Source organism: Rhodococcus sp. OK519 (assembly GCF_003051005.1).
Lineage (GTDB): Bacteria > Actinomycetota > Actinomycetes > Mycobacteriales > Mycobacteriaceae > Prescottella.
Genome location: NZ_QAOW01000001.1, coordinates 654,117 through 680,969 on the forward strand (window position 1 = coordinate 654,117; position 26,853 = coordinate 680,969).

Annotated in this window: 28 protein-coding genes; 17 read left to right on the forward strand and 11 right to left on the reverse strand. The window is 68.7% G+C overall.

Annotated features, from left to right (window positions below; all coding sequences use genetic code 11):
- Nucleotides 1-80: 80 nt before the first annotated feature.
- The gene (locus C8K36_RS03115; RefSeq protein ID WP_107983722.1) at nucleotides 81-467 is read left to right on the forward strand and encodes a group III truncated hemoglobin; all 387 of its coding nucleotides are present in this window, start codon (nucleotides 81-83) and stop codon (nucleotides 465-467) included.
- Between the two features lie 10 nt (nucleotides 468-477).
- Here the strand turns inward: C8K36_RS03115 and C8K36_RS03120 are convergent, their stop codons facing one another.
- Genes C8K36_RS03120 through C8K36_RS03130 form a run of 3 tightly spaced genes read right to left on the reverse strand, consistent with a single transcriptional unit; the run spans nucleotide 478 to nucleotide 3,121 of the window.
- Nucleotides 478-1,122 (reverse strand): Maf family protein, encoded by a 645-nt coding sequence (locus C8K36_RS03120; protein ID WP_107982954.1) that lies wholly within the window; start codon nucleotides 1,120-1,122, stop codon nucleotides 478-480.
- 17 nt (nucleotides 1,123-1,139) lie between these two features.
- Nucleotides 1,140-1,484 carry an acyl-CoA carboxylase subunit epsilon gene (locus C8K36_RS03125; protein WP_107982955.1) on the reverse strand — a complete coding sequence of 115 codons (345 nt, stop codon included), beginning with the start codon at nucleotides 1,482-1,484 and terminating at the stop codon, nucleotides 1,140-1,142.
- Entirely contained in the window at nucleotides 1,481-3,121 is a 1,641-nt protein-coding gene (locus tag C8K36_RS03130; protein WP_107982956.1) for an acyl-CoA carboxylase subunit beta, read from the reverse strand. Before C8K36_RS03130 ends, C8K36_RS03125 begins: the two co-directional genes overlap by 4 nt.
- 116 nt (nucleotides 3,122-3,237) lie before the next feature.
- Here C8K36_RS03130 and C8K36_RS03135 point away from each other — a divergent pair, with 116 nt between their 5' ends.
- Nucleotides 3,238-4,071 carry a biotin--[acetyl-CoA-carboxylase] ligase gene (locus C8K36_RS03135; RefSeq protein ID WP_107982957.1) on the forward strand — a complete coding sequence of 278 codons (834 nt, stop codon included), beginning with the start codon at nucleotides 3,238-3,240 and terminating at the stop codon, nucleotides 4,069-4,071.
- A 4-nt stretch (nucleotides 4,072-4,075) separates the two neighbouring features.
- Here the strand turns inward: C8K36_RS03135 and C8K36_RS03140 are convergent, their stop codons facing one another.
- Nucleotides 4,076-4,498 carry a DUF7144 family membrane protein gene (locus C8K36_RS03140; RefSeq protein WP_107982958.1) on the reverse strand — a complete coding sequence of 141 codons (423 nt, stop codon included), beginning with the start codon at nucleotides 4,496-4,498 and terminating at the stop codon, nucleotides 4,076-4,078.
- Between the two features lie 222 nt (nucleotides 4,499-4,720).
- Between C8K36_RS03140 and C8K36_RS03145 the strand changes: the two genes are divergently transcribed.
- From C8K36_RS03145 to C8K36_RS03160, 4 genes are read left to right on the forward strand one after another with little or no spacing between them, the layout of a single operon-like run.
- A complete protein-coding gene (locus tag C8K36_RS03145; protein WP_258194924.1) occupies nucleotides 4,721-5,326 on the forward strand; it encodes an HdeD family acid-resistance protein in 606 nt (201 codons plus the stop codon).
- A gap of 32 nt (nucleotides 5,327-5,358) precedes the next feature.
- Complete coding sequence (locus C8K36_RS03150) at nucleotides 5,359-5,943, forward strand: PH domain-containing protein (protein WP_107982959.1); 585 nt, start codon at nucleotides 5,359-5,361, stop codon at nucleotides 5,941-5,943.
- A 38-nt stretch (nucleotides 5,944-5,981) separates the two neighbouring features.
- Nucleotides 5,982-6,662, forward strand: coding sequence for a response regulator transcription factor (locus tag C8K36_RS03155; RefSeq protein WP_107982960.1), 681 nt, complete (start codon nucleotides 5,982-5,984; stop codon nucleotides 6,660-6,662).
- Between the two features lie 12 nt (nucleotides 6,663-6,674).
- Nucleotides 6,675-8,000: a sensor histidine kinase gene (locus C8K36_RS03160; RefSeq protein WP_107982961.1), complete on the forward strand. Its 1,326-nt coding sequence runs from the start codon at nucleotides 6,675-6,677 to the stop codon at nucleotides 7,998-8,000.
- On the opposite strand, the gene C8K36_RS03165 is transcribed toward C8K36_RS03160, so the two are convergent.
- The gene (locus C8K36_RS03165; protein WP_107982962.1) at nucleotides 7,997-8,545 is read right to left on the reverse strand and encodes a GtrA family protein; all 549 of its coding nucleotides are present in this window, start codon (nucleotides 8,543-8,545) and stop codon (nucleotides 7,997-7,999) included. The genes C8K36_RS03160 and C8K36_RS03165 overlap by 4 nt on opposite strands.
- 191 nt (nucleotides 8,546-8,736) lie before the next feature.
- On the opposite strand from C8K36_RS03165, the gene C8K36_RS03170 reads away from it, so the two are divergent.
- The 4 genes from C8K36_RS03170 to C8K36_RS03185 all read left to right on the forward strand — a co-directional run bounded on the left by C8K36_RS03170 (nucleotide 8,737) and on the right by C8K36_RS03185 (nucleotide 12,376).
- On the forward strand, nucleotides 8,737-9,942 hold the full coding sequence (locus C8K36_RS03170; protein ID WP_420910832.1) for a 5-(carboxyamino)imidazole ribonucleotide synthase: 1,206 nt from the start codon (nucleotides 8,737-8,739) through the stop codon (nucleotides 9,940-9,942).
- Between the two features lie 72 nt (nucleotides 9,943-10,014).
- On the forward strand, nucleotides 10,015-10,488 hold the full coding sequence (gene purE, locus C8K36_RS03175; RefSeq protein WP_107983725.1) for a 5-(carboxyamino)imidazole ribonucleotide mutase: 474 nt from the start codon (nucleotides 10,015-10,017) through the stop codon (nucleotides 10,486-10,488).
- Nucleotides 10,489-10,518: 30 nt separating this feature from the next.
- Nucleotides 10,519-11,700 carry a sensor histidine kinase gene (locus C8K36_RS03180; RefSeq protein WP_107982963.1) on the forward strand — a complete coding sequence of 394 codons (1,182 nt, stop codon included), beginning with the start codon at nucleotides 10,519-10,521 and terminating at the stop codon, nucleotides 11,698-11,700.
- Between the two features lie 10 nt (nucleotides 11,701-11,710).
- Entirely contained in the window at nucleotides 11,711-12,376 is a 666-nt protein-coding gene (locus tag C8K36_RS03185; RefSeq protein WP_107982964.1) for a response regulator transcription factor, read from the forward strand.
- A 76-nt stretch (nucleotides 12,377-12,452) separates the two neighbouring features.
- Here C8K36_RS03185 and C8K36_RS03190 read toward each other — a convergent pair whose 3' ends face one another.
- Nucleotides 12,453-13,286 carry a DUF559 domain-containing protein gene (locus tag C8K36_RS03190; protein WP_258194932.1) on the reverse strand — a complete coding sequence of 278 codons (834 nt, stop codon included), beginning with the start codon at nucleotides 13,284-13,286 and terminating at the stop codon, nucleotides 12,453-12,455.
- A 254-nt stretch (nucleotides 13,287-13,540) separates the two neighbouring features.
- Between C8K36_RS03190 and C8K36_RS03195 the strand changes: the two genes are divergently transcribed.
- Nucleotides 13,541-14,296: an ABC transporter ATP-binding protein gene (locus tag C8K36_RS03195; protein WP_107982965.1), complete on the forward strand. Its 756-nt coding sequence runs from the start codon at nucleotides 13,541-13,543 to the stop codon at nucleotides 14,294-14,296.
- Nucleotides 14,296-16,737, forward strand: coding sequence for an ABC transporter permease (locus tag C8K36_RS03200; protein ID WP_107982966.1), 2,442 nt, complete (start codon nucleotides 14,296-14,298; stop codon nucleotides 16,735-16,737). Before C8K36_RS03195 ends, C8K36_RS03200 begins: the two co-directional genes overlap by 1 nt.
- Before the next feature lie 6 nt (nucleotides 16,738-16,743).
- Here C8K36_RS03200 and C8K36_RS03205 read toward each other — a convergent pair whose 3' ends face one another.
- Together C8K36_RS03205 and C8K36_RS03210 are read right to left on the reverse strand one after the other, a co-directional pair.
- A complete protein-coding gene (locus tag C8K36_RS03205) occupies nucleotides 16,744-17,463 on the reverse strand; it encodes a TIGR03089 family protein (protein ID WP_107982967.1) in 720 nt (239 codons plus the stop codon).
- Between the two features lie 4 nt (nucleotides 17,464-17,467).
- Nucleotides 17,468-19,015: an LCP family protein gene (locus C8K36_RS03210; RefSeq protein ID WP_420910833.1), complete on the reverse strand. Its 1,548-nt coding sequence runs from the start codon at nucleotides 19,013-19,015 to the stop codon at nucleotides 17,468-17,470.
- A 40-nt stretch (nucleotides 19,016-19,055) separates the two neighbouring features.
- On the opposite strand from C8K36_RS03210, the gene rfbD reads away from it, so the two are divergent.
- The 5 genes from rfbD to C8K36_RS03235 all read left to right on the forward strand — a co-directional run bounded on the left by rfbD (nucleotide 19,056) and on the right by C8K36_RS03235 (nucleotide 23,840).
- Nucleotides 19,056-19,949: a dTDP-4-dehydrorhamnose reductase gene (gene rfbD, locus C8K36_RS03215; RefSeq protein WP_181319341.1), complete on the forward strand. Its 894-nt coding sequence runs from the start codon at nucleotides 19,056-19,058 to the stop codon at nucleotides 19,947-19,949.
- Between the two features lie 34 nt (nucleotides 19,950-19,983).
- A complete protein-coding gene (locus tag C8K36_RS03220) occupies nucleotides 19,984-20,886 on the forward strand; it encodes a glycosyltransferase family 2 protein (protein WP_107982969.1) in 903 nt (300 codons plus the stop codon).
- The gene (locus C8K36_RS03225) at nucleotides 20,883-21,962 is read left to right on the forward strand and encodes a sugar phosphate nucleotidyltransferase (RefSeq protein ID WP_107982970.1); all 1,080 of its coding nucleotides are present in this window, start codon (nucleotides 20,883-20,885) and stop codon (nucleotides 21,960-21,962) included. Before C8K36_RS03220 ends, C8K36_RS03225 begins: the two co-directional genes overlap by 4 nt.
- Nucleotides 21,963-22,011: 49 nt before the next feature.
- Nucleotides 22,012-22,788, forward strand: coding sequence for an SGNH/GDSL hydrolase family protein (locus C8K36_RS03230; protein WP_107982971.1), 777 nt, complete (start codon nucleotides 22,012-22,014; stop codon nucleotides 22,786-22,788).
- Nucleotides 22,789-22,922: 134 nt separating this feature from the next.
- Nucleotides 22,923-23,840, forward strand: coding sequence for an NAD-dependent epimerase/dehydratase family protein (locus C8K36_RS03235; protein ID WP_107982972.1), 918 nt, complete (start codon nucleotides 22,923-22,925; stop codon nucleotides 23,838-23,840).
- A gap of 50 nt (nucleotides 23,841-23,890) precedes the next feature.
- Here C8K36_RS03235 and C8K36_RS03240 read toward each other — a convergent pair whose 3' ends face one another.
- The 3 genes from C8K36_RS03240 to cofD are packed head-to-tail and all read right to left on the reverse strand — an operon-like array spanning nucleotide 23,891 to nucleotide 26,796.
- Nucleotides 23,891-24,448, reverse strand: coding sequence for an NUDIX hydrolase (locus C8K36_RS03240; protein ID WP_107982973.1), 558 nt, complete (start codon nucleotides 24,446-24,448; stop codon nucleotides 23,891-23,893).
- Nucleotides 24,449-25,795, reverse strand: a complete 1,347-nt coding sequence (locus tag C8K36_RS03245) for a coenzyme F420-0:L-glutamate ligase (RefSeq protein ID WP_107982974.1) — start codon at nucleotides 25,793-25,795, stop codon at nucleotides 24,449-24,451.
- Nucleotides 25,792-26,796 (reverse strand): 2-phospho-L-lactate transferase, encoded by a 1,005-nt coding sequence (gene cofD, locus C8K36_RS03250; RefSeq protein ID WP_107982975.1) that lies wholly within the window; start codon nucleotides 26,794-26,796, stop codon nucleotides 25,792-25,794. Before cofD ends, C8K36_RS03245 begins: the two co-directional genes overlap by 4 nt.
- Nucleotides 26,797-26,853 lie beyond the last annotated feature (57 nt).

Genomic DNA, 26,853 nt, shown 5'->3' on the forward strand with positions numbered 1-26,853 from the left:
CCACCCTCAATTCTATGCGGTCGCTCATTCGGGAGCGTGACCGATATCGCGTTCGCTACCGGCGGGTACTGTCGGGCACCGTGACGAGCCCCGACGACCGGCGTGGCGAACTGGCCACCCGGGCCGACATCGATCGTCTGCTGCGCTGTTTCTACGAGCGAGCCCTGGCCGACCCCCTGCTCTCGCCGGTCTTCGAGACCCTTGCGGTGGTCGGCCTCGACGAACATCTGCCCGTGGTCGGTGACTTCTGGGAACAGATCCTGTTCCGGACCACGCGGTATCGGGGACACTTCGGGCCCGTGCACGAAGCGCTGCACCGGCAGCACGATCTGACCGATGCCCGATTCGAGCGCTGGCTGGGACTGTGGTGCGAGACCGTGGACGAATCGTTCGCGGGCACCGACGCGGAACGCGCCAAGGCGAAGGCCCACTCGATGGCGGCGGCGCTGCAGCGCGCCAGGGGCTAGCGGTTCGGCGTCAGCGCACGACGGCGTTGGCGGACCACAGTTCGGCGACCCCGACGCCGACATCGGAGAGTAGTCGGCGCACCAGGGGCAGGCCGATACCGATGACGCTCGACGGATCACCCTCGATCCGCTCCACGAACCAGCCGCCGAGGCTGTCGAGCGTGAACGCGCCGGCCACCTTCAACGGCTCACCCGTCGCGAGATACGCCTCGAGGTCCGCATCGGACGGCGACGCGAAGTGGACGACGGTTCCGCTGTGATCGGACGTGTCGGCGACGATCGCGCCGTCCGAGAGGCGAAGGACGCTGTGTCCGGTCAGAAGGGTTGCGCTGCGGCCGGCCATGGAGCGCCAGCGGCTACGTGCGATGTCGACGCTGTGGGGCTTGCCCTGGAGTTCGCCGTCGATGAGCAGCATCGAGTCGCAACCGATCACGACGGCGTCGGAGAGGCCCTCGGCGATCAGCGCGGGAATCACGTCGCGGGCCTTGGCCTCGGCGAGCGTGGTGACGACCAGTTCGGGAGCAGCGGACGGCCCCAGACGGTCGATGATTGCATCCTCGTCCACGCCTGAGACGCGGACGGTGGGCTCGACCCCGGCGCCCCGCAGCACGGAAAGCCGTGCCGGGGACGCCGAGGCGAGAACCAGGTGTGTCACTCGTGCGGACCGTTCGATCAGAACGGGCGCGGCGCGACCGGGTTGCCGAACGAGTACGGGGAGAACGGCGCGCGTCCGCGATGCATGCGGGTGGGTGCGCCCCACGTCTCGGGCGGCAGGCTGTCAGCGACGGGCTCGCCGGCGGCCGCCGCCGCGCACAGGACCGTGACGACGGCTGCGATCTCCTCGTCCGTCGGGTTGCCCTTGACGACCGTGATCAGCGGAGACTGCGGGCTCTCGGACGACACTGCGGCATCGGCCTCCAAACCGGCGACAGCTTCGGCCAATGCGGCTCCTTCGAGGGAGGACGCATCCAGCAGTTCGGCGTCGGTGAGCGCTTCTTCCCGGGTGGTCGCTGTCATAGGGGGATGTTCCCATGCTTCTTCGGCGGAAGCGAAACCATCTTGCGCTCGAGCAGGCGCAGAGCGGCAACGATCTGTCCGCGAGTGTGCGACGGCGGGATGACGGCGTCGACGTAACCGCGCTCGGCCGCAATGTACGGGTTCACCAGGGTGTCCTCGTACTCCTGCTGCAGCGTCAGGCGCAGGGCGTCGACGTCCTCACCGTTCTTGGCGGCCTCGAGCAGCTGCTTGCGGTTGACGAAGCCGACGGCACCGGAGGCGCCCATGACGGCGATCTGCGCGGTGGGCCACGCCAGGTTGACGTCGGCGCCCATGTGCTTGGAGCCCATGACGTCGTACGCGCCGCCGTACGCCTTGCGGGTGATGACGGTGATCTTGCCGACCGTGGCCTCGCCGTACGCGTACAGCAGCTTGGCGCCGCGACGGATGATGCCGTTGTACTCCTGCTCGGTGCCCGGGAGGAAGCCCGGGACGTCGACCAGAGTGATGATCGGGACGTTGAACGCGTCGCACGTGCGGACGAACCGCGCGGCCTTCTCGGACGCGTCGATGTCCAGGCAGCCCGCGAACTGCGTGGGCTGGTTCGCGACGATGCCGACGCTGCGGCCGTCGACACGGCCGTAGCCGATGATGACGTTCATGGCGCGGCCGGCCTGCACCTCGAGGAACTCGTCGTCGTCGAGGATGCGACGGATGACCTCGTGCATGTCGTACGGCTGGTTGGCCGAATCCGGGATCAGGGTGTCGAGCTCGCGGTCCTCGTCGGTGAGCGAGTCCTCGATCGAGCCGACGATCGGATCGGTCGGGGCCAGGCGCGGGGTCGCGGCCTGGTTGTTGCTCGGCAGGTAGGACAGCAGGTCCTTGACGTAGTCGAGCGCGTCCTGCTCGCCGGAGGCGACGTAGTGCGCGACACCCGACTTGGCCATGTGGGTCCGGGCGCCGCCCAGATCCTCCATGGTGACGTCCTCACCCGTGACGGTCTTGATGACGTCGGGTCCGGTGACGAACATCTGGCTGGCCTCGTCGACCATGACGACGAAGTCGGTCAGCGCGGGGGAGTACACGTGGCCACCGGCAGCCGGGCCCATGATCAGGGAGATCTGCGGGATGACACCCGAGGCCTGGACATTGCGGTGGAAGATCTCGCCGTACAGGCCGAGCGAGACGACGCCCTCCTGGATACGCGCGCCGGCACCTTCGTTGATGCCGATCAGCGGGCGGCCGGTCTTGATCGCCAGGTCCATGACCTTGACGATCTTCTCGCCGTAGATCTCGCCGAGCGAGCCGCCGAACACGGTGGCGTCCTGGCTGAAGACGCAGACGTCGCGGCCGTCGATGGTGCCGTAGCCGGTGACGACGCCGTCGCCGACGGGACGGTTGTCGGCGAGGCCGAAGTTGGTGCTGCGGTGGCGAGCCAGGGCGTCGAGCTCGACGAACGAGCCCTCGTCCAGCAGTGCCGTGATGCGCTCACGGGCCGTCAGCTTGCCCTTGGCGTGGACCTTCTCGACGGCTGCTTCGCCCATGGGCTGCATTGCCTGCGCCTGGCGATTGCGCAGGTCAGCGAGCTTTCCTGCCGTCGTGTGAATATCCGGGGTGTTCGCCGCCTCCGCCGCGGCTGGCTCCTGCACACTGGTCATGGGAAGTGAGCTTAGCCAGGTCTCCCGACGCCCGTTTGCACGAGGTCGGGTTGCGCTGAATTATTCAACCTAAGCTACTGGCGAGTCACATTCCAAGCGCATCCTAGGCTGGACGAATGTGGACCGACCTGAACCGCCCCCCGCTCGATGCCGGTGTTCTCCGGCGCGCTCTCGTCCGTGACGCGGGCGGCGACCCGGACGCCTTCTGGTCCCGCCTCGACGTGGTTGCCGAGACCGGTTCCACCAACGCGGATCTCCTGGCCGCACCGCGCGGCGCCGACTATGCGCGCAGCGTCCTGGTCGCGGAGTTCCAGAGCGGCGGCCGCGGACGGCACGCCCGGCCGTGGGTCAGCGAACCGCGTGCGCTCGTCACCGTCTCCGCGGTTCTCGACATGCCCGGGATGGATCTGTCGGAAATCGGCTGGCTACCGCTGCTGTCGGGTATCGCCGTGGTGGACGCTCTGCGCGGCGTCGCCGGGGTCGACGCCGAACTCAAGTGGCCCAACGACGTCCTCATCGGCGGCCGGAAGGTCGCGGGAATCCTTGCCGAGGTGGCGTCGACGGCACCGGTTCCGACGGTTGTCGTGGGTATCGGGATCAACGTCAGCCTCACCGAGGACGAACTGCCGGTCCCCACGGCGACCTCGCTGCTGCTCGAGGGCGCAGACGTCACCGATCGGACGGTTCTGCTGCGGGTCGTCCTGCGCGAACTCGCACGGCGCCGACGGGAGTGGGAGGCGGCGGGATGGAAGGTGGACGGGCTCGCGGCCGACTACCGGGAGAGATGCGGAACACTCGGCCGCTTGGTGCGAGCCGAGCTTCCGGGGGATCGAGAACTGATCGGCATCGCGACCGACGTCGACGTCGAAGGCCGCATCGTGATCAAGGCAGAGGGCGAGTCGCCGGTCGCGGTGTCGGCCGGCGACATCACCCATCTGCGTGCCGTGTGAGTCCTCAGACCTTCTCGGTGTCCCACGTCGAGATCGCCCAGATCACCACGACGTCGAGCGCGATGATGAGGATCGACCACATCGGATACCACGGGATCCACAGGAAGTTCGCGATGATCGACAGCGCCGCGATGATGATTGCGCACACCCGCGCCCACGTTGCGCCGGTGAGCAACGCGAGGCCGACGAGCACGACCACGATTCCGATGATCAGGTGTATCCAGCCCCACGTGGTGAGGTCGAACTGGTAGACGTACTCGGGGCCGACGACGAAGAAGTTGTCGTCCGCGAGTGCGGAGATCCCCTGGAAGATCTGCAGAATTCCGACGGTCATCAGGATGATCGCGGCGGCGATCGACGTTCCCGCCGCGAATCCCTGTTTGGCGCCACCACCGGTGCTGTGGGTTGTCGGTGTGCGATCGCTCATCGCAGTTCCCCTTTCGATCGGTCGAGCAATCTCGCTGGAGAGTCCACTGCTTTCAGCAGGATTGTGTCTCCGATCGCGCGGCGGATCCTCACCCCCGACGGGTGAAACCGCAGCGGGTGTCGCCTGCCGAAAATCAGTGCGCGCGGTACCGGTCGCGTAGGCCGAAAATGCTGCTACTTTGACGCTGATCCACGAATTCTCGTGAGGCGGAGGGGAACGGCCATGAACGCATACAACGACATGTCGGCGAGACCGGACGGATCCGGCGGCGTGTGGGCGGCCGGCGATGCCGGCCAGTTGGAGAGTGCGCGCCGATTCCTCACCGGGCTGACGGTGGTCTTCGGTCTCCTCACGCTCGGCCTCGGAATCGCGATGCTCGTGTGGCCCAACGCAACCCTCGTGGTGGCCGCCGTCCTGATCGCGATCCAGGTGTTCGCGTTCGGAATCATCCAGATCGTGCGCTCGTTCGCAGAGGTGAACGCGCCCACCGCCGCTCGCACGCTGACGGGACTGTCGGGCGCCCTCGCGGTGCTTCTCGGCTTCCTGGTCCTGCGTAGCCCTCTGCAGACGGTCGTCATCATCGCGCTCGTCATCGGCGCCTGGTGGGTGTTCCGCGGCGTGCTCGACATCGTCGCGGGCGCCTCGGAGGTCCCCGGTAACCGGGCTGCGGGAATCGTCCTCGGCATCATCAGCGTCGTTGCCGGTGCGATCGTGTTGCTCCAGCCGGAGCTCTCGCTCGGGGTCTTCGTGATCGTCGTCGGCGTCTGGATGATTCTCTACGGCGTGATCGTCGTGGCCACGCCGTTCCTTGCACGCCGCATGAGCTGAGTCTGTCGGGTCCGACCTGTCAGACTCGTCGCATGGGATATCCGGAGGATTCACTGGCGGCGGACGAGGAGCTGGTGCTGCATCGGCACCCGCACTGGAAAATGCTCGTCTTCCCGGTCGTGATCTTCGTTTTGTCGACCGCGATCGCCGGATTTCTGTTGGGCGTCGCGCAGCGGCAATTGAGCGGTGGCGCGCTCGTCGTGGCATCGGGCGTGCTCGTCGCCGCATGGCTGGGGCTGCTGGCGTGGAAGACACTCGTGCCCGTCCTGCGCTGGAAGTCCACGCATTTCATCGTGACCGATCGGCGGGTGATGATTCGGCACGGCGTCATGACTCACACCGGGATCGACATCCCCATGAACCGGATCAGCAACGTGCAGTTCCGGCACGGACTCGTGGATCGAATGCTGCGCACCGGCACGCTGATGATCGTCGCGTCGTCCGACGACCCGCTCGAGTTCGACGACATCCCCGAGGTTCAGAAGGTGCACTCGCTTCTGTACCGCCAGGTGTTCGACGCGTCGAACGATCCCTATCGGGACGGGCACCCGAACTCCGGCCACGAAGGGCGTGGCGACACATCCGACGGCCGCCGAGATTTCGGGAATGGCTGGTAATGGGACCGCGCCGACGAAACCGACCGTAGGCTGTCGTCGTGACTGCCGTACTGCTTGCCGAAGATGACGAGGCCATCGCTGCTCCGCTGTCGCGTGCACTCGGCCGCGAGGGCTACACCGTCACTATCGAACAGACGGGGCCGTCCGCGCTCGAGCGGGCGCTCACCGGTGATTTCGAACTGTTGATCCTGGACCTCGGACTGCCCGGCATGGACGGGCTCGAGGTCTGTCGGCAACTGCGGGCGCACAGCCTGGACCTTGCCGTACTCATGCTCACCGCGCGCACCGACGAGGTCGACTTCGTCGTCGGTCTCGACGCCGGTGCCGACGACTACGTCGGCAAACCTTTCCGGCTCGCAGAACTGATGGCCCGGGTGCGCGCCCTACTGCGGCGCAGCGGCGGCGGCGAGGACGTCGTGGTCGAGGTCGCCGGGATCCGGCTCGAACCGGCCGCGCGGCGCGTGCTCGTCAACGGTTCCGAGATCGCGCTGGCGAACAAGGAATACGAGTTGCTGCGGGTGCTGCTCGAGCACGCCGGTCAGGTCGTGTCGCGGGACACGATCCTGCGCGAGGTGTGGGGCGACGTGGAACTGCGCGGCTCCAAGACCCTCGACATGCACATGTCGTGGCTGCGCCGGAAGATCGGCGACGAGGGCGCGGGCGCAGACCGCAGGATAGCCACCGTGCGTGGTGTCGGTTTCCGGATCAACACGGACTAGGTTCCACCGACCGTGCGTCGCCGAATACTGCAGTCGATCCTCGCCGTCGTCATCTTCACCGGCCTGCTGCTCGGTGTGCCGCTGATCTACACCGCCTGGCTGTGGGTGGAGGACTTCACGCGCAGCGATCTGCAGGCTCGCCTCGATCGGATGGCCGCCGAGATCATCGTGCAGGAGGGGGCCTCCGGCGTCGTCGAGGATGGACTCGACACGGCCTCCCTGCGTCTGGTCGTGCCCGAGGGCGGCAAGCTCGTCGTCGTCTATCCGACGCCCACGGAGGGCGCCGCCCGGCTCGATCTCGGAGCCGAGTCGGTGCCGTCGCCGCTCGTCGAGTCGCTGTCGATGGGAACGTCCGGGTCGTTGCGCCTCGAGGTGCCGTCGGAGCGCATGCGCACGTTGCAGCGACAGGCGGTCGGGGCGGTGACGCTGCTCGTACTCGCCTCGATCGGGGCGGGCGCCGCGGTCGCCGTCGTCACCGCGAAACGACTCGCCGATCCGCTCAAGGACGTGGCCGAGCGGGCGGCCAGGCTAGCGGAGGGCGACTTCCGCCCCGACTCCCGACGCCACGGGATCCCGGAACTCGACCGCGTCTCCGATGTGCTCGATTCGGCGACGGTCGAGATCTCGCAGCGACTGCAGCGCGAGCACGCCCTCGTCGCCGACGTCTCCCATCAGCTACGCAGTCGCCTCACCGCGGTGCGGTTGCGCCTGGACGAGCTGTCCGGGCATCCCGATCCCGACGTCGTGCACGAGGCCGAGGAGGCGATGGCGCAGGTGGACCGTCTCACCGTCGCGGTCGACGATCTGGTGCGGTCGTCGCGCAACAGCGGCGCTGCGGGCCGCGAGCCGGTGTCGGTAGTGGGAGAACTCGCCACCGTCGTCGCGGACTGGCAGGGGCCGTACAAGGACGCCGGCAGGGTGCTGCGATTGCGCGGCGAGCCGAGACTGACGTCGTCGGCCACCGGGTCGAGGCTGCGGGAGGCGGTGTCGGTACTGATCGACAACGCGCTGCAGCACGGCGCGGGTACGTGCACGGTGTCGGTCCGGCTCGCTTCGGGCCCGGCGGGCCGCGGTTCGGCGAACGACGCGCGTGTGTGCGTGGAGGTCTCCGACGAGGGGGAGGGCGTGAGCGACGAGCTGGCCCCGCACATCTTCGACCGGGGATTCTCCGGCGCAGGATCGACCGGTGTGGGGCTGGCTCTCGCCCGTGCGCTGGTCGAGGCGGACGGCGGTCGACTGGAACTGCAGCGGCGTCGGCCGGCGCTGTTCGCACTCTTCCTGGCCAGGGTCGAGGACGATTCGCCGACACGGGTGGTCGGCATTCACGAACCGCGCTAGCCGCGGGCGGGATCCTCGTCGGGGAGTTCGGTCGTCTCGGGCTGCGCGATCCGCTCGTGATCGCGGGTGTCCTCGGGGAACACCCATCGCCGGAACGACCAGAACCGGAACACCATCTGCAGCAGGTTGCCGATGATGTAGTTCAGGATGAAGTCGACGATCAAGATCGTCGTGAAGCTCGCAGACGAGCGGATGTCGAAGACGTTGTTGGCAATCCACAGCGGCGCGGCGGCGATGACCACGCCGATGCCACTGATGGTGAAGAAGAGCAGCGCCTCGTGGTGGCGTTCACGGCCACCGCGGTGCTTGAACGACCACTCACGGTTGAGGATGTAACTCAGGATCGTCGCGACGACACCGGAGAAGATCTTGGCGACCACGGGCTTCTGCTCGAGGATCGTCAGGCTCAGCGAGTAGAAGATGGCGAGGTCGACCACCATCGTCGTCCCACCCACGATCGCGAACTTGATCAACTCGTGGTGACGAAGGACGACGGCCCGGAAGGGCTGGGGAACTCGGCTCATCGCCGCGTCGACGAAAGACACAACGAAGTATTGTACGAAGCCGCGATCTCGATCGGTGCAGCGGACCGTGATCTATCAGGTTCTTCACAGGTTGCGACGGGGGATGACCTCGGCAGAACTCCTCGCGGGTGAACATGACAACATGGTGTGTCGTGACCGGCAAATCTGAACCCGAATCTCGCCCGACCCCTCCGCGTGATCTCCCGAGCGGTATGCCCGTGGTCACGATGATCGGCGGCGGTCAGCTTGCGCGCATGACGCATCAGGCCGCGATCGAGCTGGGCCAGACCCTGCGTGTGCTCGCGGGAAGCATCGACGAACCCGCCGCGCAGGTGAGCCCGGACGTCGTACTCGGCAGCCACACCGACCTGGCCGCGCTGCGCAAGGCCGCTCTCGGGTCGAACGCGCTGACGTTCGACCACGAACACGTCCCCACCGAGCACCTCGAGGTGCTGGTGTCCGAGGGCGTCAACGTGCAGCCGCCGCCGCAGGCGCTGGTGTACGCGCAGGACAAGCTGGCGATGCGCCGCAAGCTCAGCGAGATGGGCGCCCCGATTCCGGCGTTCGCCGAGGTCACGTGGGCTGAGGACGTCGTGCGGTTCGGAGCCGAGCACGGCTGGCCGGTCGTGATCAAGGCGGTGCGCGGCGGCTACGACGGCCGCGGCGTCTGGATCACCGACGACTCCGACGAGGCCGAGGCCATCGTCACGGAACAGCTCGACAAAGGTGTCGAGCTGATGGTCGAGCAGGCGATCGACTTCACGCGGGAGCTGTCCGCGATGGTTGCTCGCTCGCCGTTCGGGCAGGGCGCGTCGTGGCCGATCGTCGAGACCGTGCAGTTGAACGGTCAGTGCGCTGTCGTGCTGGCACCGGCCCCGCAGCTGTCGAAGGAGCTCTCCGCGGAGGCCGAGCAGCTGGCCCTGCGCATCGCGTCGGAGCTGGGCGTCGTCGGATCGATGGCTGTCGAGCTGTTCGAAACCACCGCCGGCACGCTGATCGTGAACGAGTTGGCGATGCGTCCGCACAACTCCGGTCACTGGACTCAGGACGGCGCGCGGACGTCGCAGTTCGAGCAGCATCTGCGCGCGGTCCTCGACTACCCGCTCGGCGACCCGTCGCCCATCGCACCGGTCACGGTGATGGCGAACGTGCTGGGGGCGCCCGAGGCGCCCGCGATGAGCATGGATGAGCGACTGCACCACCTGTTCGCGCGGATGCCCGACGCGAAGGTGCACCTGTACGGCAAGGGTGAGCGCAAGGATCGCAAGATCGGGCACGTGAATGTGGTCGGCGGCGCACAGGGTTCGCCGGACGACGCCGCGTACGTGGCAGCGGTTCGTGAGCGCGCGGAGCGGGCGGCGCACTGGCTGTCGCACGCCGAATGGACTGACGGGTGGGATGAACATGGGCGGGAATGACACGGTTCGGAACGAGCACAACGGGAGCGACACGAAGTGACTGAATCGAACGGGCCCCTCGTCGGGCTGATCATGGGCAGCGACTCGGACTGGCCGACGATGGAAGCCGCGGCGGAGGCACTCGCCGAGTTCGGTGTCCGGTTCGAGGTCGGTGTCGTCTCGGCACATCGCACGCCGCAGCGGATGCTCGACTATGCGCGTGACGCGGCAGCCCGGGGACTGAAAGTCATCATCGCCGGCGCCGGTGGCGCAGCGCACCTGCCGGGCATGGTGGCATCGGCGACACCGTTGCCGGTGATCGGCGTGCCGGTTCCGCTCAAGTACCTCGACGGCATGGACTCGCTGCTGTCGATCGTGCAGATGCCGGCCGGTGTTCCGGTCGCGACGGTGTCGATCGGTGGGGCGCGCAATGCGGGCCTGCTCGCGGCGCGCATTCTCGGTGTGTCGGATCCGGCCCTGCAGCAGCGGATGGTCGCCTTCCAGGCCGGCCTCGAGCAGATGGTTCTGGAGAAGGACGAGGCGCTGCGCGCCAAGCTGCTCGGCTGAGCGGTGCGAATCGGGCTCTAGGCTGACGGCATGGCCCGGTTCCCCCTGAGTGAGCGCTGGTATCGCTGGAGCGCCGCCCACGCGGTCGGGATCGACCGCGTCGTGGCGGCGCTCCTGTCGTTGATCTGCCTCACGGCAACTGTCGACGGCGGAGTCGACGCGGTGCTGGTGTCGCTGGGCATGACCGTGCCGCTCGCGTGGCGGCGCTCGCACACCATCGTGTCCGGCTTCGTTGTCGCGGGTTTCTCGATCGCGCACCTGCTGTTGATCCCGCAGATGTTGCTGCCCAGCGTGGTCGCGGTGCCGATAGCGCTGTACGCGTTCGCGGCGTACACCCCGCGGTGGAGCAGTTACACCGCCTTGCTGATCGCGATCGGGGGCGCCTCCGTCGGCGGACTCGAATACTTCGCGTACGACGGACGCGGCTGGCAGGAAGCCGTCATCACCTCGACGTTCCTCGTCGTGTTCGTTCTGGCCGTGTGGGCGTTCGGTGATCTCCGCAGGGTCAGGCTGTCGGAGATCGAGGGTCTGACGGAACGGGCACGCTTGCTCGAACTCGAACGCGCCCAGGAGGCCGAACTGGCGGCACTGGGGGAGCGCACCCGAATCGCCCGCGAGATGCACGACATCGTCGCCCACTCGCTCACGGTCGTGATCGCGCAGGCCGACGGCGGCCGCTACGGCGCCGCCCAGGATCCGCAGGCCGCGATCACCGCGCTCGAGACCATCGCGTCGACGGGCCGGCAGGCTCTGACGGACATGCGCGCGCTGCTGTCGGTGCTGCGCGAGGACCGGCCACGCGACTTCTCCACGATGCCGGGCGTCGACGACATCGACGGGCTCGTCGCGGAGCTGCAGCGCGGCGGACTCGACGTCGACCTGACGGTGACGGGTGAGCGGCGTGAGCTGTCCACCGGCGCAGGCCTCACCGCCTACCGGATCGTGCAGGAATCGCTCACGAACGTGCTCAAGCACGCCGGCCCCGGCGCGGAGGCGCGGGTCCTCGTGAACTGGGGGGAGCGCGAACTCGAACTGGTCGTCACCGACGACGGCCGCGGAGGTGCGGCCGCGCTCATCGAGTCGTCGCCCGGTGGGCAGGGCGTGATCGGGATGACCGAGCGCGCCAAGCTGCACGGCGGACGGTTGTCGGCCGGGCCCGTCGCCGGTGGCGGCTACCGGGTGCGGGGGCTGCTGCCCTACGTCGCGCCCTAGGCTGGACCGCATGATCCGCGTGGCACTCGTCGACGACCAACAGCTCGTGCGGGCCGGTTTCCGCATGGTGATCGACTCGCAGCCCGACCTCACCGTGGTGCTCGAGGCGTCCGACGGCGCCCGCGGCATCGACCAACTGTCCGGGACCCCGGTGGACGTCGTGCTGATGGACGTCCAGATGCCGAACATGGACGGCATCGAGGCCACGCGTCGGCTCACCGCACGCGACGACTCCCCGAAGGTGGTGGTCCTCACCACGTTCGAGAACGACGAGTACGTGATGTCCGCGATCAGTGCCGGTGCGAGCGGCTTCCTCCTCAAGGACGTCCCGCCCGAGCAGTTGCTCGACGCGATCCGCACCGTGCACCGCGGCGACGCCGTCATCGAGGCCCGCTCCACCCGCAAGCTGCTGCAGCACGTGGGCCCGATGCTGGGTGCGGTGCAGCCGTCGCTGCCCGAGGACCTGACGCCGCGCGAGGCAGAGGTCCTCGGGGCGATGGCGCACGGGCTGTCGAACTCCGAGATCGCGCAAAAGCTCGTGGTGTCCGAGGCAACTGTCAAAACCCATGTGGGACGGGTGCTCTCGAAAACCGGCTCCCGTGATCGTGTCCAGGCCGTGCTGTACGCGTTCCAGATCGGGCTCGTCCGGCCACAGGACCTGCTCGGCTCCGACTGAGATGGCCTGCGCGCCCACTCCTTCCTCGCGGGCGCAGATTCCCGGCCAGAACCGCGAGGAGTGGGCGCCCACGCCATCAGCGTCGCGCACGCCGACGCCGCCGCACGGCCTCGACTATCTCCTCCGCCACCGTGTCCGGGTCTGCGAGGACGTCGTACGCCGCGTAGCGCAGCACGAGCCACCCCTGCAGGACCAGCCAGTTCTGCCGCTTCCGATCGCTGCGGAACACCTCGGGTGCACTGTGGAACTCGCGGCCATCCACCTCGACGACCACTCGCCCCCGCCCGTCCACGAAGTCGCAGACATACGGTCCGATCGGCTCGTTCGCGGCCAGCGGGCAGCGTCGCCGGTTCAGGGCCCGGTCGAGGAGTCGCTCGGGCTCCGACGCCGCCCGGACCGCGGCCATGCGCAGTTGGGCTGTGGTGGGGGTGTTTCCCCAGCGGCCCGGGTTCGCCGCGCAGAGAGCCACCAGCTGTTCGGGGTCTACGGTCCGGGTCAGTTGGGCGTCGACGAGTGGTTCGAACTCGTCCGGTGACATGACCGCGGCGCAGTCGACGACCGTCTGGGCACGCGAGACCACGGGCAGAGACCACGATTCGGTGATGTGGCGCGGGTCGATTCCGCGGCGATGGATGCGGATCCACTCCGGTGCGCGTGCTCGGACGTCGGGTGGGACGGTGGCGTCGAGGATCTTGGGTTCGTCGATCCACCCGTGCAGCCATGCGGCGGTGCGGTGGCTGAGCACTGCTGGGGGTTGCCACTGGGTCACCGCGTAGCAGAGTGCGAGGGTCGTCGGTTCGCCCGTCGCGTATACCCGCGGGAGGATGCGGCGGTACCGACTGGTGACGGTGCTCGGCGGGATGCCGGCCGCGACGAGTTCGGAACGGGTGTGGATGCCGAAATGATTCACGGGTGCAGAGTCCGACCCGGGTAGGACGAATCCGGCGTCGCGTCCCGAACGGGAAACAAGGCTGTGGAGGAATGCGGACCTGTGGATAGCCACAGCGCCCACTCCTTCCTCGCGGGCGCAGATTCCCGGCCAGAACCGCGAGGAGTGGGCGCGGAGGCTGATGTGTGGTCCTACCGGAGTATGACGGCGAGCCTCGCGGAGATCGCTCCGCGCTCCGATGCGCCGGGCCCCTGACCAGCAATAACGTCGAGGTCATGAGAATTGACGACCAGAAGGTGCGGGCCCGGGGCCTGACGAAGACGTACGGATCCGGCGAGACGACGGTCCAGGCGCTGCGCAGTGTGGACGTGGACTTCGCGGGCGGCGCGTTCACCGCGATCATGGGACCGTCGGGCTCGGGCAAGTCGACGCTGATGCACTGCCTCGCCGGCCTCGACACCGCGACCGCGGGGACGGTGGACGTGGGTGGCACCGAGATCACGAAGCTGAACGACAAGGCGCTGACGGAACTGCGACGTGACCGGATCGGCTTCGTGTTCCAGGCGTTCAACCTGCTGCCGGTGCTCACGGCCGAGGAGAACATGCTGCTGCCGCTGCGGTTGGCGGGACGCCTGCCGGAGCAGGGCTGGCGCGACGAGGTGGTGCGACGTCTGGGTCTCGGCGATCGGCTGCGGCATCGCCCGCACGAGTTGTCGGGCGGGCAGCAGCAGCGGGTCGCCGTGGCGCGGGCACTGCTGCCGCAGCCGGACGTGATCTTTGCCGACGAGCCGACGGGCAATCTCGATTCGAGGACGGGTTCGGAGGTGCTGGATCTGCTGCGTTCGAGTGTGCGGGAGACCGGTCAGACCGTCGTGATGGTGACGCACGATCCGGTGGCCGCGTCGTATGCGGACCGGGTGGTGCTGCTGGCCGACGGCGGCATCGCCGGTGAGATCGACCGGCCCACCACCGATTCGGTGATCGAGACGATGCGCCTCCTCGGCGCCGACGACCTCAGCAGGACACGCTGATGCGGGGACTGGCGTGGGCGCAGATGCGTGCCCACGCGGGACGCTACGTCGCCTCAGCCCTTGCCGTCGTGATCTCGGTGGCCTTCATCGTCGCGACGCTCACCCTGAACTCGACACTGAAGGCGGGCGTCACGGATTCGTTGGCGGGGCAGTACGCGTCGTCGGACGTCGTCGTCAGCAGCGACGAGGACATCGCCGCGATCTCCGCCGTTCCGGGCGTCCGGTCGGTGACCGAGGACGTCTCGACCAGCGTGAAGGTGCGACGCGACGGTGAGCCGTCGGCGTGGGGTGCGGCGGAGTCGGTGTCGGACGACCCCGCGCTGCGCTGGCAGACGCTCGCGGGCGGGCGCTTCCCGTCTGATTCGGGCGAGGTTGCGTTGGAGAAGGACTCGGGATTTCCGCTCGGAGCTGACCTTGCCGTGACGACCCTCGGCGGCCAGTCGCCGGTGACCGAGACCGCGAAGGTGGTGGGCCACGTCGACCTGTCCGGTACCGCTCAGGGCATGGACGGCACTACAGTGTTCGCGACGCACAGCCAGGTGGACGCGTGGGCGTCGGGCGGCGGCGCGCGGGAGTTCCGCGTCGCGGGCGACGGTCTGGTGACGCAGCAGCAGTTGGCCGATCGGGTCCGCGCCGCGCTGCCCGCGGATGCGACGGTGGAAACCGGTGCCCGGCAGACCGAACTCGCGTCGCAGCGGTATCTCGGTGACTCGGACCTCTTTGCGAGCGTGCTGCTCGCGTTCGGTGCGATCGCCGTCGTCGTGGCGGGACTCGTCATCGCGAACACCTTCGCGGTACTCCTCGCTGCCCGCACCCAGGAGTTGGCGCTGCTGCGCTGCGTCGGTGCCACGGCAGCCCAGGTGCGGCGGAGCGTGCGCGTCGAGGCCACGGGCGTGGGCGCGGTCGCGTCGGTGCTGGGCGTCGGGTTCGGTGTCGCGATGGCATGGGTGGTGGCCTTGATCGCCGCGGCCACCGACGTGCCGATTCCGTTGCGCGGCTTGACCGTCACCCCGGTCACGGTGATCGCCGGACTGGTCGTGGGTATCGCGATGACGATGATCGCGGCGTCTGCTCCAGGACGGGCCGCCACGAGGGTGTCGCCGCTGGCGGCCCTGCAGCCCCTCGAGTCGAAGCCGGATCCGGTCGTGGTGTCGCGCGCACGCCGGTTCCTCGGCCTGCTCGCTCTCGTCATCGGTGGTGGCGTGCTCGCGATGGGCGCGACAACGGCCCAGGTCCTGATCGCCTGCCTCGGCGGTCTGCTCACCTTCGTGGCGATCGTGATGCTGAGCCAGAAGATCGTGCCGGCCGTGATCTCGCGGGTGGGTGCGGTGCTGGGACGCTTCGGTGGTCCGATCGGCTTGCTCGCGGCGGGCAATGCCGGACGCAACCCTCGGCGCACCGCGGCGACCGCGACGGCCCTGCTGATCGGCGTGACCCTCACGAGCACACTCGTCGTCGGCATCGCTGTCACAAAGGCCAGTGCCCCCGGGGCCGTCGACGATCAGTTCCCCGTCGACGTGAGCGTCTCGACCTGGCAGGACGGCGGTCTGCCGGCCGATCTGACCGAGCGTCTTCGGGCGACGGGCGGGGTGGACGCGGTGGCGCCGCTCGGAACCGCGGAACTGACGCTGCCGGACGGCCGCGCCCTCACGACGACGGGCGTGGACGTCGCCGCGGTGCGGGCGACCTTGCGTACCGAGCTGGATCTGCCCGGCGCGCAGCAGGTGCTGCTGTCGGCCGACGACCTGCGCTACCTCGGTCTGGAATCGGGCACGCAGGTGATGCTTGCGGGCAACGCCGGACAGCGCGAGTTCACCGTCGGCGCGGCGGGTGACCTGCCCGCGATGGTGGACCAGCGATCCCTGGCGGCACTGTCGTCGCAGGTGAGCACGGACCAACTGTGGATCCGCCTCACCGATGGCCTCACCGACGACGAGCAGCGTGCGGTGCAGGACGAGATCACCTCGATCGCCGAGCAATTGGCACCCGGCAGCGACGTCGGCGGCTCGCTCGTGATGCGGGCGACCCTGGACACCGTCCTCGACACGCTGCTGCTGATCGTTGCGGGACTGCTGTCGGTCGCGGTGGTGATCGCCCTGATCGGCGTCGGGAACACCATGGCGCTGTCGGTGCTCGAACGACGCCGAGAGTCCGGACTGCTCCGGGCGGTGGGCCTCACCCGGGCGGGATTGCGGTCCCTCCTGTTGTGGGAGGCCGTGCTGATCGCGGGCGTCGCGTCGGCACTGGGCGTCCTGCTGGGCCTCGGATTCGGAGTCACCGGATCGGCGTCGGTGTTCGGGTTCGCCGATCTCGAACTCGGCACCCTGCCGTGGCTGACGCTGCTGCTGATCGTCCTGGGCGGCGGTGTGGCCGGCGTGATCGCGGCGATCCTGCCGGCAAGGCGGGCGGCCCGCACAGCGCCGGTGGCGGCGCTGGCGTGAGGGCGGCTACTCGCCGAACCGAACGGTGATCTTCTCGGTGCCGACGCGGCGTTCGACGGCGTCGGCATCCGGGTTGGACACCTGCACCAGCGAAGCGCCCACCGCGAGCACCGAGACCAGACCGGCGATCAACTCGTCGGGGGTCGTCCAGGTGCGGGTGGAGAGCACGCGGTCCGTCCCGCTGACTGCGTCGGCGGCGGCCGCGGCGCGGGCGGCAGCCAGGACCTCGTCGATGCTGCGCCCGTCGAGGGCGGTCGTGCCCGATCCGGTGGGCCGGAACTGGTCGCCGTGCACTCGGACGGCCGTCGCGTAGTCGGTGACACCGACTGGGAGATCAGGGACGGGCCGGCCGAACGCGTCGAGCGACAGGACCGCGACCTCGGGGGCGTCCGCGACATCGTCGAGGCGGTCGACGGTCACGAGTGCGGCGTCCACGTCGGGGTCGGCTTCGAGAGTCACTTCGAGACCGGCCCACCAGGCGCCGAGGAGGACGGCGGCCGTCTGCCAATGCGCGGGCAGCAGAACCGACACCCGCGATCCCGGCGCGAGCGCGAACTCGTCACACAGGAGGTTCGCGGTCTTCGCTGCCCAGTTGGCGAGCGTGATCGCCGACAGTTCGATGCGCTCGCCGCTGGCGTCGTCGTAGTACGTGATCCGCGGGCCGGCCGGATCGGCGGCGAGGATCGGATCGAGCAGGGCGGTGGTCAGGTCGGTCACGAGGTTCATTCTGTCAGTTCACGCAATGCGGTCCCTTGTTGCCGGCGTCGATCGCGGGCCCGGGTTCGGCAGGGGTCGGGGAGGTACCCGAACTGGAGACGCCGTCGGAGCCGGTGGACGTCGACGAACCCGTGGGGCTCTTGTAGTCGCCGGCGAGCACGACGCGGACTTCACCGGACGACAGCGACGAATCCGTTTCGATCGGCAGTCCGCCCAGGGTGACCGACACCGCCTGTCCGGCCTTGCTGTCGGACTTGTTCGCGAACACTGTGCTGCGGCTCACCGACTTTCCGGTGTTGTTCCCGACCTCACCGAGACCGAAGCCCTCGTTTTCGAGGGTCGCGGCCACGGTCGAGGCGAGACCGCTGATGCTGCTGTCGTTGGCGACGTCCACGGTGACCGACGAGACGTCGATGTCCGGCATGGTGGTCGGCGTCGTGGAGGACGCGGAGCTGCTGTCGTCCTCGACCGGTTCCTGCCCTGCGAGCCCCGCCACGTACTTGCGAACCGCCTTGGGATCGACCTGGACGATCGACTCGCCATAGTCGGTCATTCCGTTGATGTCGACCACGGGAATCGTTTCGAAACGCACCTTGCCGCCCGCGAGATCCTGCAGCTGCGTTGCGAATTCGATGATGTCCCAGTCGGAGTCGAGGACCACGGAGCGCTTGACCGCCGCTGTCAGCTGGCTGAGCTTGCCCGGGTTGGTGAGCGTCTTCGCGCTGAGCACCTCGCGGACGAGGGACGCCATGAACACCTGTTGACGGACGATGCGGTCGAGGTCACCGCGCGGCAGGTTGTGTCGTTGCCGGACGAAGCTCAGCGCGTTAGGGCCCGAGAGGGTCTGCTCGCCCGCCGGGAACTTCGCACCCGAGAGGGGTTCGTTCACAGGCGCGTTGAGACACACGTCGACGCCGCCGACGGCGTCGGTCAGCAGAACGAAGCCGAGCAGGCCGATCTCCGCGTAGTGGTCGACCGTGATCCCGGTGAGGTTCGTCACGGACTGGATGAGCGCCTCGCGCCCGGCCTGGCTGGAGTCCTTCTCGGCGGTCTTCTCCGACTCGCCGTCCTCGATCAGCTTCTGGCGCTCGGCTTCCTTGGTGGCGCCGTAGGCGGCGTTGATCTTCGACTTCCCGATCCCGGGGACGTCGACGTACGCGTCGCGTGGAATCGAGATGGCGGTGGCGGAACTTCCGTCGTTGGGGACCCGGACGAGGATGATGGTGTCGGTGTTCGAGGCGATCTCTTCGCCCGCCCGTAGCGACGCGAGTTCCGACTGGCTGAGGGGATTTCCGTGCGCGTCGGTGCGGCTGTCGGTGCCGACGAGGAGGATGTCGACCGCGCCGTCCTTGGTGCCGCCGAGCCCGAGGCCACTGATGGTGGCCAGGCTCGAACGCAGTGAATCGACACTGCGCCAAGCGAATCCGGTGACCACGAGGACGATCACCGCGATGATCGCGATTGCGATCTGGATGCGCGAGAACGGGTTCTGCGGTCGCGGCACCCCCCGCGCGGTGGGCTCCTGTGGCACGTGTGGGCCTCCATGACGGTCGGTTCTCATACTGGCGTCAAGGCTACTGGTGATTCCGCTTCGACAAGGCATGGCGCCTCTCGGCGTGCCAGACTCCCTCCCTGTGCGAAGGATTCTGGTGACGGGTGCGCGGGGGCAACTCGGTGGTCGGCTGATGCAATCGGCCGAGGCCGCGGGCCTGCCGATCGAGGGTGTCGGCTCCACAGAGTTGGACATCACCGACGCGGACGCCGTCGGCTCGTGGGTGACGCCGAATTCCGTGGTCGTGAACTGTGCCGCGTACACGGCTGTCGACGCCGCAGAGTCGGACGAGGCGGCGGCCGCGGCGGTCAACGAGACCGGCGCCCGGAATCTGGCCGCGGCCTGCGCACGGGCGGGGGCAGGCCTGATTCACGTCTCCACCGACTACGTCTTCTCCGGGGACCGATCGGGTGATGAGGCCGTGCCGTACGAGCCGGGCGATCCGACGGGCCCGCGGACGGCGTACGGGCGGACCAAACTTGCCGGCGAACGCGCGATCCGCGAGTTGTTCCCCGCGGCGCAGATCGTTCGGACGGCGTGGATCTACACGGGAGTGGGCACCGACTTCGTCGCGACCATGCTGCGTCTCGAGCGGGAGAAGGACACCGTCTCGGTCGTCGACGACCAAGTGGGTTCTCCGACGTATGCGGTCGATCTGGCCGCCGGCCTGCTCGAACTTGCACGAGTCGGCGGCCCCGTCGGGGCGACACTGCATGCCACCAACGCCGGCAGTGCGACGTGGTTCGACCTCGCACGCGCGGTGTTCGCCGGGGTGGGCGCGGATCCCGAACGGGTCCGGCCGTGCACCAGCGCCGAGTTCGTCCGACCGGCGCCGCGACCCGCCTACTCCGTGTTGTCCCCGCACGCGTGGGAGGCGGCCGGCCTGACGCCGCTGCGCCCGTGGCGCGACGCACTCGTCGACGCGCTGGCGCAGCGCCGATGAGGACGATACGGGCGTTCGGGCTAGGCTTGCCCGCGTGAGTTCGCAGCTGGCCGTAGTGACGGTGACCTACTCGCCGGGCGAGCACCTGGAGCATTTCCTGAGCACGCTGGCCGACGCGACGGTCGAGAATCCGCAGGTCATCCTCGCCGACAACGGCTCGACGGATGGCGCCCCCGAGGCAGCGGCAGCGGCTCATGAACATGTCCGGTTGCTTCGCACCGGCGGCAATATCGGATACGGCGGTGCGATCAACCGCGCTGTCGCCGAGATCGATCCCGAGATCGAGTTCGTCGTGGTGGTCAACCCCGACGTGCGCTGGTCGCCGGGGTCGATCGACGAGCTGCTCGCCGCGGCGCAGAGGTGGCCGCGCGCAGGTGCGCTCGGTCCGATGGTGCGCGAGCCCGACGGCAGCGTGTACCCGTCTGCCCGGCAGGTGCCGGATCTGATCTCGGGTGCGGGGCACGCGGTGCTGGGATCCGTGTGGCCGTCGAATCCGTGGACGCTGCGTTACCTGCAGGAGAACGAGACGATCAGCGAACGTCCGGCGGGCTGGTTGTCCGGCTCGTGCCTGCTGCTGCGGCGGGCCGCTTTCGACTCGATCGACGGCTTCGATTCGCGCTACTTCATGTACATGGAGGACGTCGACCTCGGCGACCGGCTGGGACGCGCGGGCTGGCTCAACGTGTTCGTCCCGTCGGCCGAGGTCACCCATGCCAAGGGGCATGCCGCGGGGCGGCATCCCGAACTGATGTTGCCCGCGCACCACGCGAGCGCCTACCGCTTCCAGGCCGATCGGCATCCGCTGTGGTGGCAGGCGCCGCTGCGGTGGGCGTTGCGGGGCGGACTGGCACTGCGTTCCAAGGTGGCGGTTGCGGCAGCCGTCCGTCAGCGCACGGAACGCGAGCACGAAGAGATCGAGACAGAGGGGAAAGCATGACACTCGCTACGGAGACCGACGCGGTCATCCTGGTCGGAGGGCAGGGGACCAGGCTGCGTCCGCTGACGCTGTCGGCGCCCAAGCCGATGCTCCCCACCGCGGGGGTTCCGTTCCTGACGCACCTGTTGGCGCGCATCAAGCAGGCCGGCATCACTCACGTGATCCTGGGCACGTCGTTCAAGGCCGAGGTGTTCGAGGAGCACTTCGGCGACGGCAGTGACCTGGGCCTGGAGATCGAGTACGTCACCGAGGTCGAGCCGATGGGCACCGGTGGCGGTATCCGCAACGTGCTGCCGAACCTGCGCGCCGACAACATCATGGTCTTCAACGGCGACGTTCTCGGCGGCACCGATCTGGCCGCGGTCCTCGACACCCATCACCGGACCGACGCCGACGTGACGCTGCACCTCGTACGTGTCGGTGATCCGCGTGCGTTCGGTTGCGTTCCCACCGACGACGACGGCCGGGTCAAGGCGTTCCTCGAGAAGACGCAGGATCCGCCGACCGATCAGATCAATGCGGGCTGCTACGTCTTCCGCCGCGAGATCATCGAGAAGATCCCGTCGGATCGTCCCGTGTCGGTCGAGCGTGAGGTCTTCCCGGCACTGCTGGCCGACGGCGCCCGCGTGTTCGGTCACGTCGACATGTCGTACTGGCGCGACATGGGTACCCCCGACGATTTCGTTCGTGGCTCGGCGGATCTGGTGCGTGGCATCGCGCCGTCGCCGGCGCTCGAGGGTCCGCGTGGTGAGTCCCTGGTCCATCCCGGTGCAGGTGTCGCTCCGGGTGCACTGCTGATCGGCGGCACTGTCGTCGGCCGCGGTGCCGAGGTCGGCGCCGGCGCACGACTCGACGGTGCGGTGCTGTTCGACGGCGCTCAGGTGGAGGCCGGTGCGGTCGTCGAGCGGTCGATCATCGGATTCGGCGCTCGCATCGGCCCGCGTGCGCTGATCCGGGACGCGGTCATCGGTGACGGCGCCGACGTCGGCGCTCGCTGCGAGCTGATCGGCGGGGCCCGGGTGTGGCCCGGGGTCAAGCTGCCCGACGGTGCGGTGCGGTTCAGCACCGACGTGTGATTGCGCACGCAGCCATCTTCTTTAGCGTAGCTACTGAAATACTGGGGGCATGTTGTCGCAGGAACCCGTCTTCCACAGGTACGTCGCCCTCGGCGACTCGTTCACCGAGGGAGTCGGCGACCCCGACGCCACCCGGCCCAACGGGTTGCGGGGCTGGGCCGACCGGGTGGCCGAGGAACTTGCCACGCGCAGCGCCGACTTCGGATACGCGAATCTCGCGGTCCGGGGTCGGCTGCTGGGCCCCATCGTCGACGAGCAGATCGACGCGGCGGTCGCCCTCGCGCCCGACCTGGTGACGATCTACGCCGGCGGCAACGACTTCATGCGGCCCAAGGTCGACATCGACGCGCTCGTCGCGCGCTACGACGAGGCCATCGGCAAGCTCACCGCGACCGGCGCCACCGTCCTCGTGTGGACCGCCTACGACGCCGGCTGGGCCGCGGTGTTCGGCAAGCTGCGCGGCCGCTCCGCGATCTACAACGAACTGGTCCGCGAGGTGGCGGACCGGCACGGAGCGACGATCGTCGACTTCTGGCGCTTCGACGAGTACCGAGACCTGCGGATGTGGGACTGGGACCGACTGCACATGTCGACTCCAGGCCACCAGAACATGGCGATCCGGGCGCTCCGGACCCTGGGCGTGGAACACCACATCGTCATGGATTCGCTGGGTCCCGAACTTCCCACCGACAAGGCGTCGCGGCGCGAGGCAGACCGCCGGTGGAGGCGAGAATTCCTGGTCCCGTGGATCGGACGTCGGGTACGCGGCACGTCGTCGGGCGACGGCGTGACAGCCAAGCGGCCCACGCTCGCGCCGATTCGTTAGGACTGTCGGCGGGGCAGCAATCGAGCCGGACCCGGTCGATCTCCCGCTGTCCGAGAAACGGCATCCGCCGCCGTCTCGCTCTTCCGTAGGTTCGGGGCCGCAGTACAGCTCTACTCCTACGGAAGAGGCATTCCATGAAGATCCTGATCGTCGGCGGTACCGGCATGATCGGCGCCCACACGGCAATTCATCTGCGCGAGGAAGGCAACGACGTCACCGTCGCTGCTCGCAACCCGCTGGCCGACGACTCACCCGTTCGCGACTTCCCGGTACTGCTGGGCGACTACACGGAGCAGACGTTCACGGCCGATCAGCTGGCGCCGTTCGAGGGCATCGTCTTCGCCGCGGGTCAGGACATCCGGCACATGGGTCGTGGCGTGGACGAGGCCGAGTTCTGGGAGAAGACGCAGACCGGTGGCGTTCCGCGCTTCGCGGCGCTCGCCAAGGAGGCCGGGGTCTCCCGCTTCGTCCAGGTGGGCAGCTACTACCACCAGCTGCGTCCGGAGTATGCGGAGACGATGCCGTACGTCGCGGCCCGTAAGGCTGCCGACGAGGGCGCGCGCGCCCTCGCCGACGAGAATTTCAACGTCTCGACGCTCAACCCGCCGTCGATCCTGGGCGCGATCAGTGGCGTCTCCGCCAAGCGCTACCGCAAGCTGTTCTCGTGGGCCGCCGGCAACGAGCCGACGATTCCCGACTTCGCCCCCGCTGGTGGCACCAACTACCTGTCGGCGCACTCGCTCGCCCAGGCGATCGAGGGTGCGCTGCAGCGCGCCGAGTCCGGCAAGGCGTACCTGATCGGCGATCAGAACCTCACGTTCACCGAGTACTTCCAGTTGCTTGTCGACGCCGCCGGCGGCAACCGCGTCATCGAGGAGCGCAACGAGGAGCACCCGCTGCTGCCCGACAGCTTCATCGTGCAGGGGCGCGGCAACGTCATTGCGTACGAGCCGGATCCGGCCGACGTCGCACTGCTCGGCTACACGCGCAACGACTGCGCGCGGGCCATCGCGGAGATGTACGAGATCGTGCAGGCGGCTACCGCTCGCTGATCCGACGCCGAAGAGCCGGCCCCGTCAGGGGCCGGCTCTTCGGCTCTCCGTCAGCGGGCCGCGGCCAGCCGCACCAGGTGATCGATCGTCGCCTTCTCGGCGCCGTCGGGCAGGTCGTCGACGGGCCACCAGCGCAGGTCGTCGGATTCGTCGCTGATCGTGACGGGCGCGGCGGAGGCGGGACCGGGCGCCCGGACGAGGAATCGCAGATCCAGGTGCCGCGTGGGCACTCCCAGCGAGCACGTGAGGGGGTGCGTGTGCGCCGACAGTAGCCGCGGATCGATCCGCAGGCCCTCGATGCCCGACTCCTCCTGCGCCTCCCGCAGCGCGGCGTCCACGACCGTGCCGTCGTCTTGCTCGCAGTGCCCGCCCAGCTGGATCCACCGTCCGACGCGGGGGTGCAGCGTGAGCAGCACGTGGGTGCCACCCTCGTCGAGCACGAGCGACGACGCAGTGATGTGCCCAGGTACATGCGAGCGCAGGCAGCCGTCGGGGGCGGAGTCGAGGAACGCGAGCATCGTGTGCCGCAGCGATTCCGCGTCCTCGGAATCGGCGTCCCAGTTCTCGAGGGTCTCTCGCGCGGACGCGTGCAGAGTCTGTGCCGTCACCTACAACTCCAGGAGTGCGTCGCCCGGCGTCACCGGCGGACGCGGCGACAGCGGTTCGGTGGGATGTCCGACGGCGATCGCGCCGAGCGGCTGCCAGTCGGCCGGCAGATCGAGCTCGGCCCGGACGGTGTCGGCCGCGAAGATGGTCGATCCGATCCAGCAACTGCCGATTCCGTGCGTCGCGAGCGACACCAGCAGGCCCTGCACCGCGGCACCGACGGCAACCGTGAACATCGTCGACTCGGCCCGGGTGCGCCGCTCGTCGGGATAGTCGTGCGCTCCGTCGGGCACGCAGAACGGGATCACGACCTCGGGGGCACGGAAGAGGATGTCGCCGCGGGAGACTCGTCGCTCGACGCGTTCGTCGTCCAGTCCGTCCGCGGCGAGGTCCGCACGCCACTGCTGCTGCATCGCGTCGAGGACACGCTTGCGGACATCGGGGCTGCGCAGCCACACGAATCGCACCGGCCGGGTGTGGTGCGGTGCGGGTGCGGTGAGCGCCTCCGCGATCGAACCGCGCAGCACGTCGGCGTCGACGGGCTCGTCGGAGAACTCGCGCACCGAACGGCGCAGCAGCAGGGCCTCGCGGCGACCCAGTTCGAACGACTCGGCGGTGCCGAGCCAGAACAGGTCCTCGGGCCCGCGTCGGATCAGCTTGTCCGCGGCCGAACCGTCGTCGTCGAGCCCGAGCCCGCGGACGACGGCGACCGGCATACCGCCGAGCTTGCCTTTGACGAGATCGCCTGCGGCGGCAACCTCGTCGGCCACGGCGACCTCGGTGACGAACAGTTCGTTGCCCTGGCTGTCGACGGAGCCGGCGTAGGCGTGCAGGACCGGGATACCCGACGCGCCGATCGCGGCGTCGATCTGGCCCACGCGCCACGCGCGGCCCATGGTGTCCGTCACGACGACCGCGACGTCGACTCCGAGCCGGCACGCGATGTCCGCGCGCAGCTTTCGAGCGCTGCCGTCCGGATCTTCGGGCAGCAGCGCCAGTTCGGCGCCGTCGACGTTCGAGCCGTCGATGCCCGACGCGGCCTGCACGATGCCGAGTCTGTTCTCGGTGATGAGGGTGCGTCCCTTGCGGGCCACCACCCGGACCGCTTCCTGATCGACGAGGCGTCGGCGGGCCGCATCGCGCTCGTCGGGGTCGGTGGGGGAGGCGACGATCCGCCCCTCGACCTTCGAGAACACTTTGCTGGTGACGACCAGCACGTCACCGTCGGCGAGCCACGGCGCCGCCTCGGCGATCGCGGCCGCCAGGTCGTCGCCCGGCCGGAACTCGGGAAGCCCTGGGACGGGCAGGATCTCGACGGCTCGCCCGGCGCCGTGGTCGCGCACCGTCACAGGCTCACCCCGGCCACATCGAACGCGGCGCGCACCATCTCGGCGGTGGTCTCGGGATCGCTCATGATCAGCGGCACACTTCGGACCGAGACCCCGGGGACGTCGGCCTCGTCGGTCGAGTGGACCAGCCAGCCGTCGAGGATGCCGGTCCCGGAACGCGCTCCGTAGTGCCGGCCGATCGCCTCGGCGGACGTCTCGACACCGATCACGGCGAGGCACTCGTCGGCCATGCCGCGCAACGGCTTTCCGCCGATGATGGGGGACACTCCCACGATCTTGGCCTTGGTGGTGCGCAGGGCGCCGCGGATCCCCGGGACGGCGAGGATGGCGCCGATGCTCACGACCGGGTTCGACGGCGCCAGCAGGACGATGTCCGCGGACTCGATCGCCTCGAGAACCCCCGGCGCCGGCTTCGCCTGCTCCGCGCCGACGTACGCGAAACTGTGCGTGGGAACCTGTGCGCGGTACCGGACCCACCACTCCTGGAAGTGGATCGCTTTCTGTTGCGGCTCGGCCGAATCCGTGTCGTTCTCGGGGTCCGTGACGACGACGTGGGTTTCGCTGCGATCGTCGCTCACCGGCAGCAGGGACACCCCGGGCTTCCACCGGTTGCACAGCGCCTCGGTCACCGCGGAGAGGGGGTAGCCGGCGCGCAGCATCTGGCTGCGGATGAGATGCGTTGCGATGTCACGATCGCCGAGTCCGAACCAGTCGGGCTGGGCGCCGTACGCCGCGAGTTCTTCTTTCGCATTCCAGGTTTCGCCGATGTGGCCCCAGCCCCGTTCCGGGTCGATCCCGCCGCCGAGGGTGTACATGCACGTGTCCAGATCGGGGCAGATTCGCAGCCCGTGCATCCAGACGTCATCGCCTACGTTGACGACCGCCGTGATCTCGTGATCGGTCGAGCCGTCGGCTCCTGCCGAATCGTCGCCGAGCAGATTTCGAACACCTTGGAGGAAACGGGCACCTCCGACGCCGCCAACCAATACAGTCACCTTCACAACCCGAAGCCTATGCGGTATCGCTCAGTGCTGATCGAGGCTGTCTCACCGAACCGG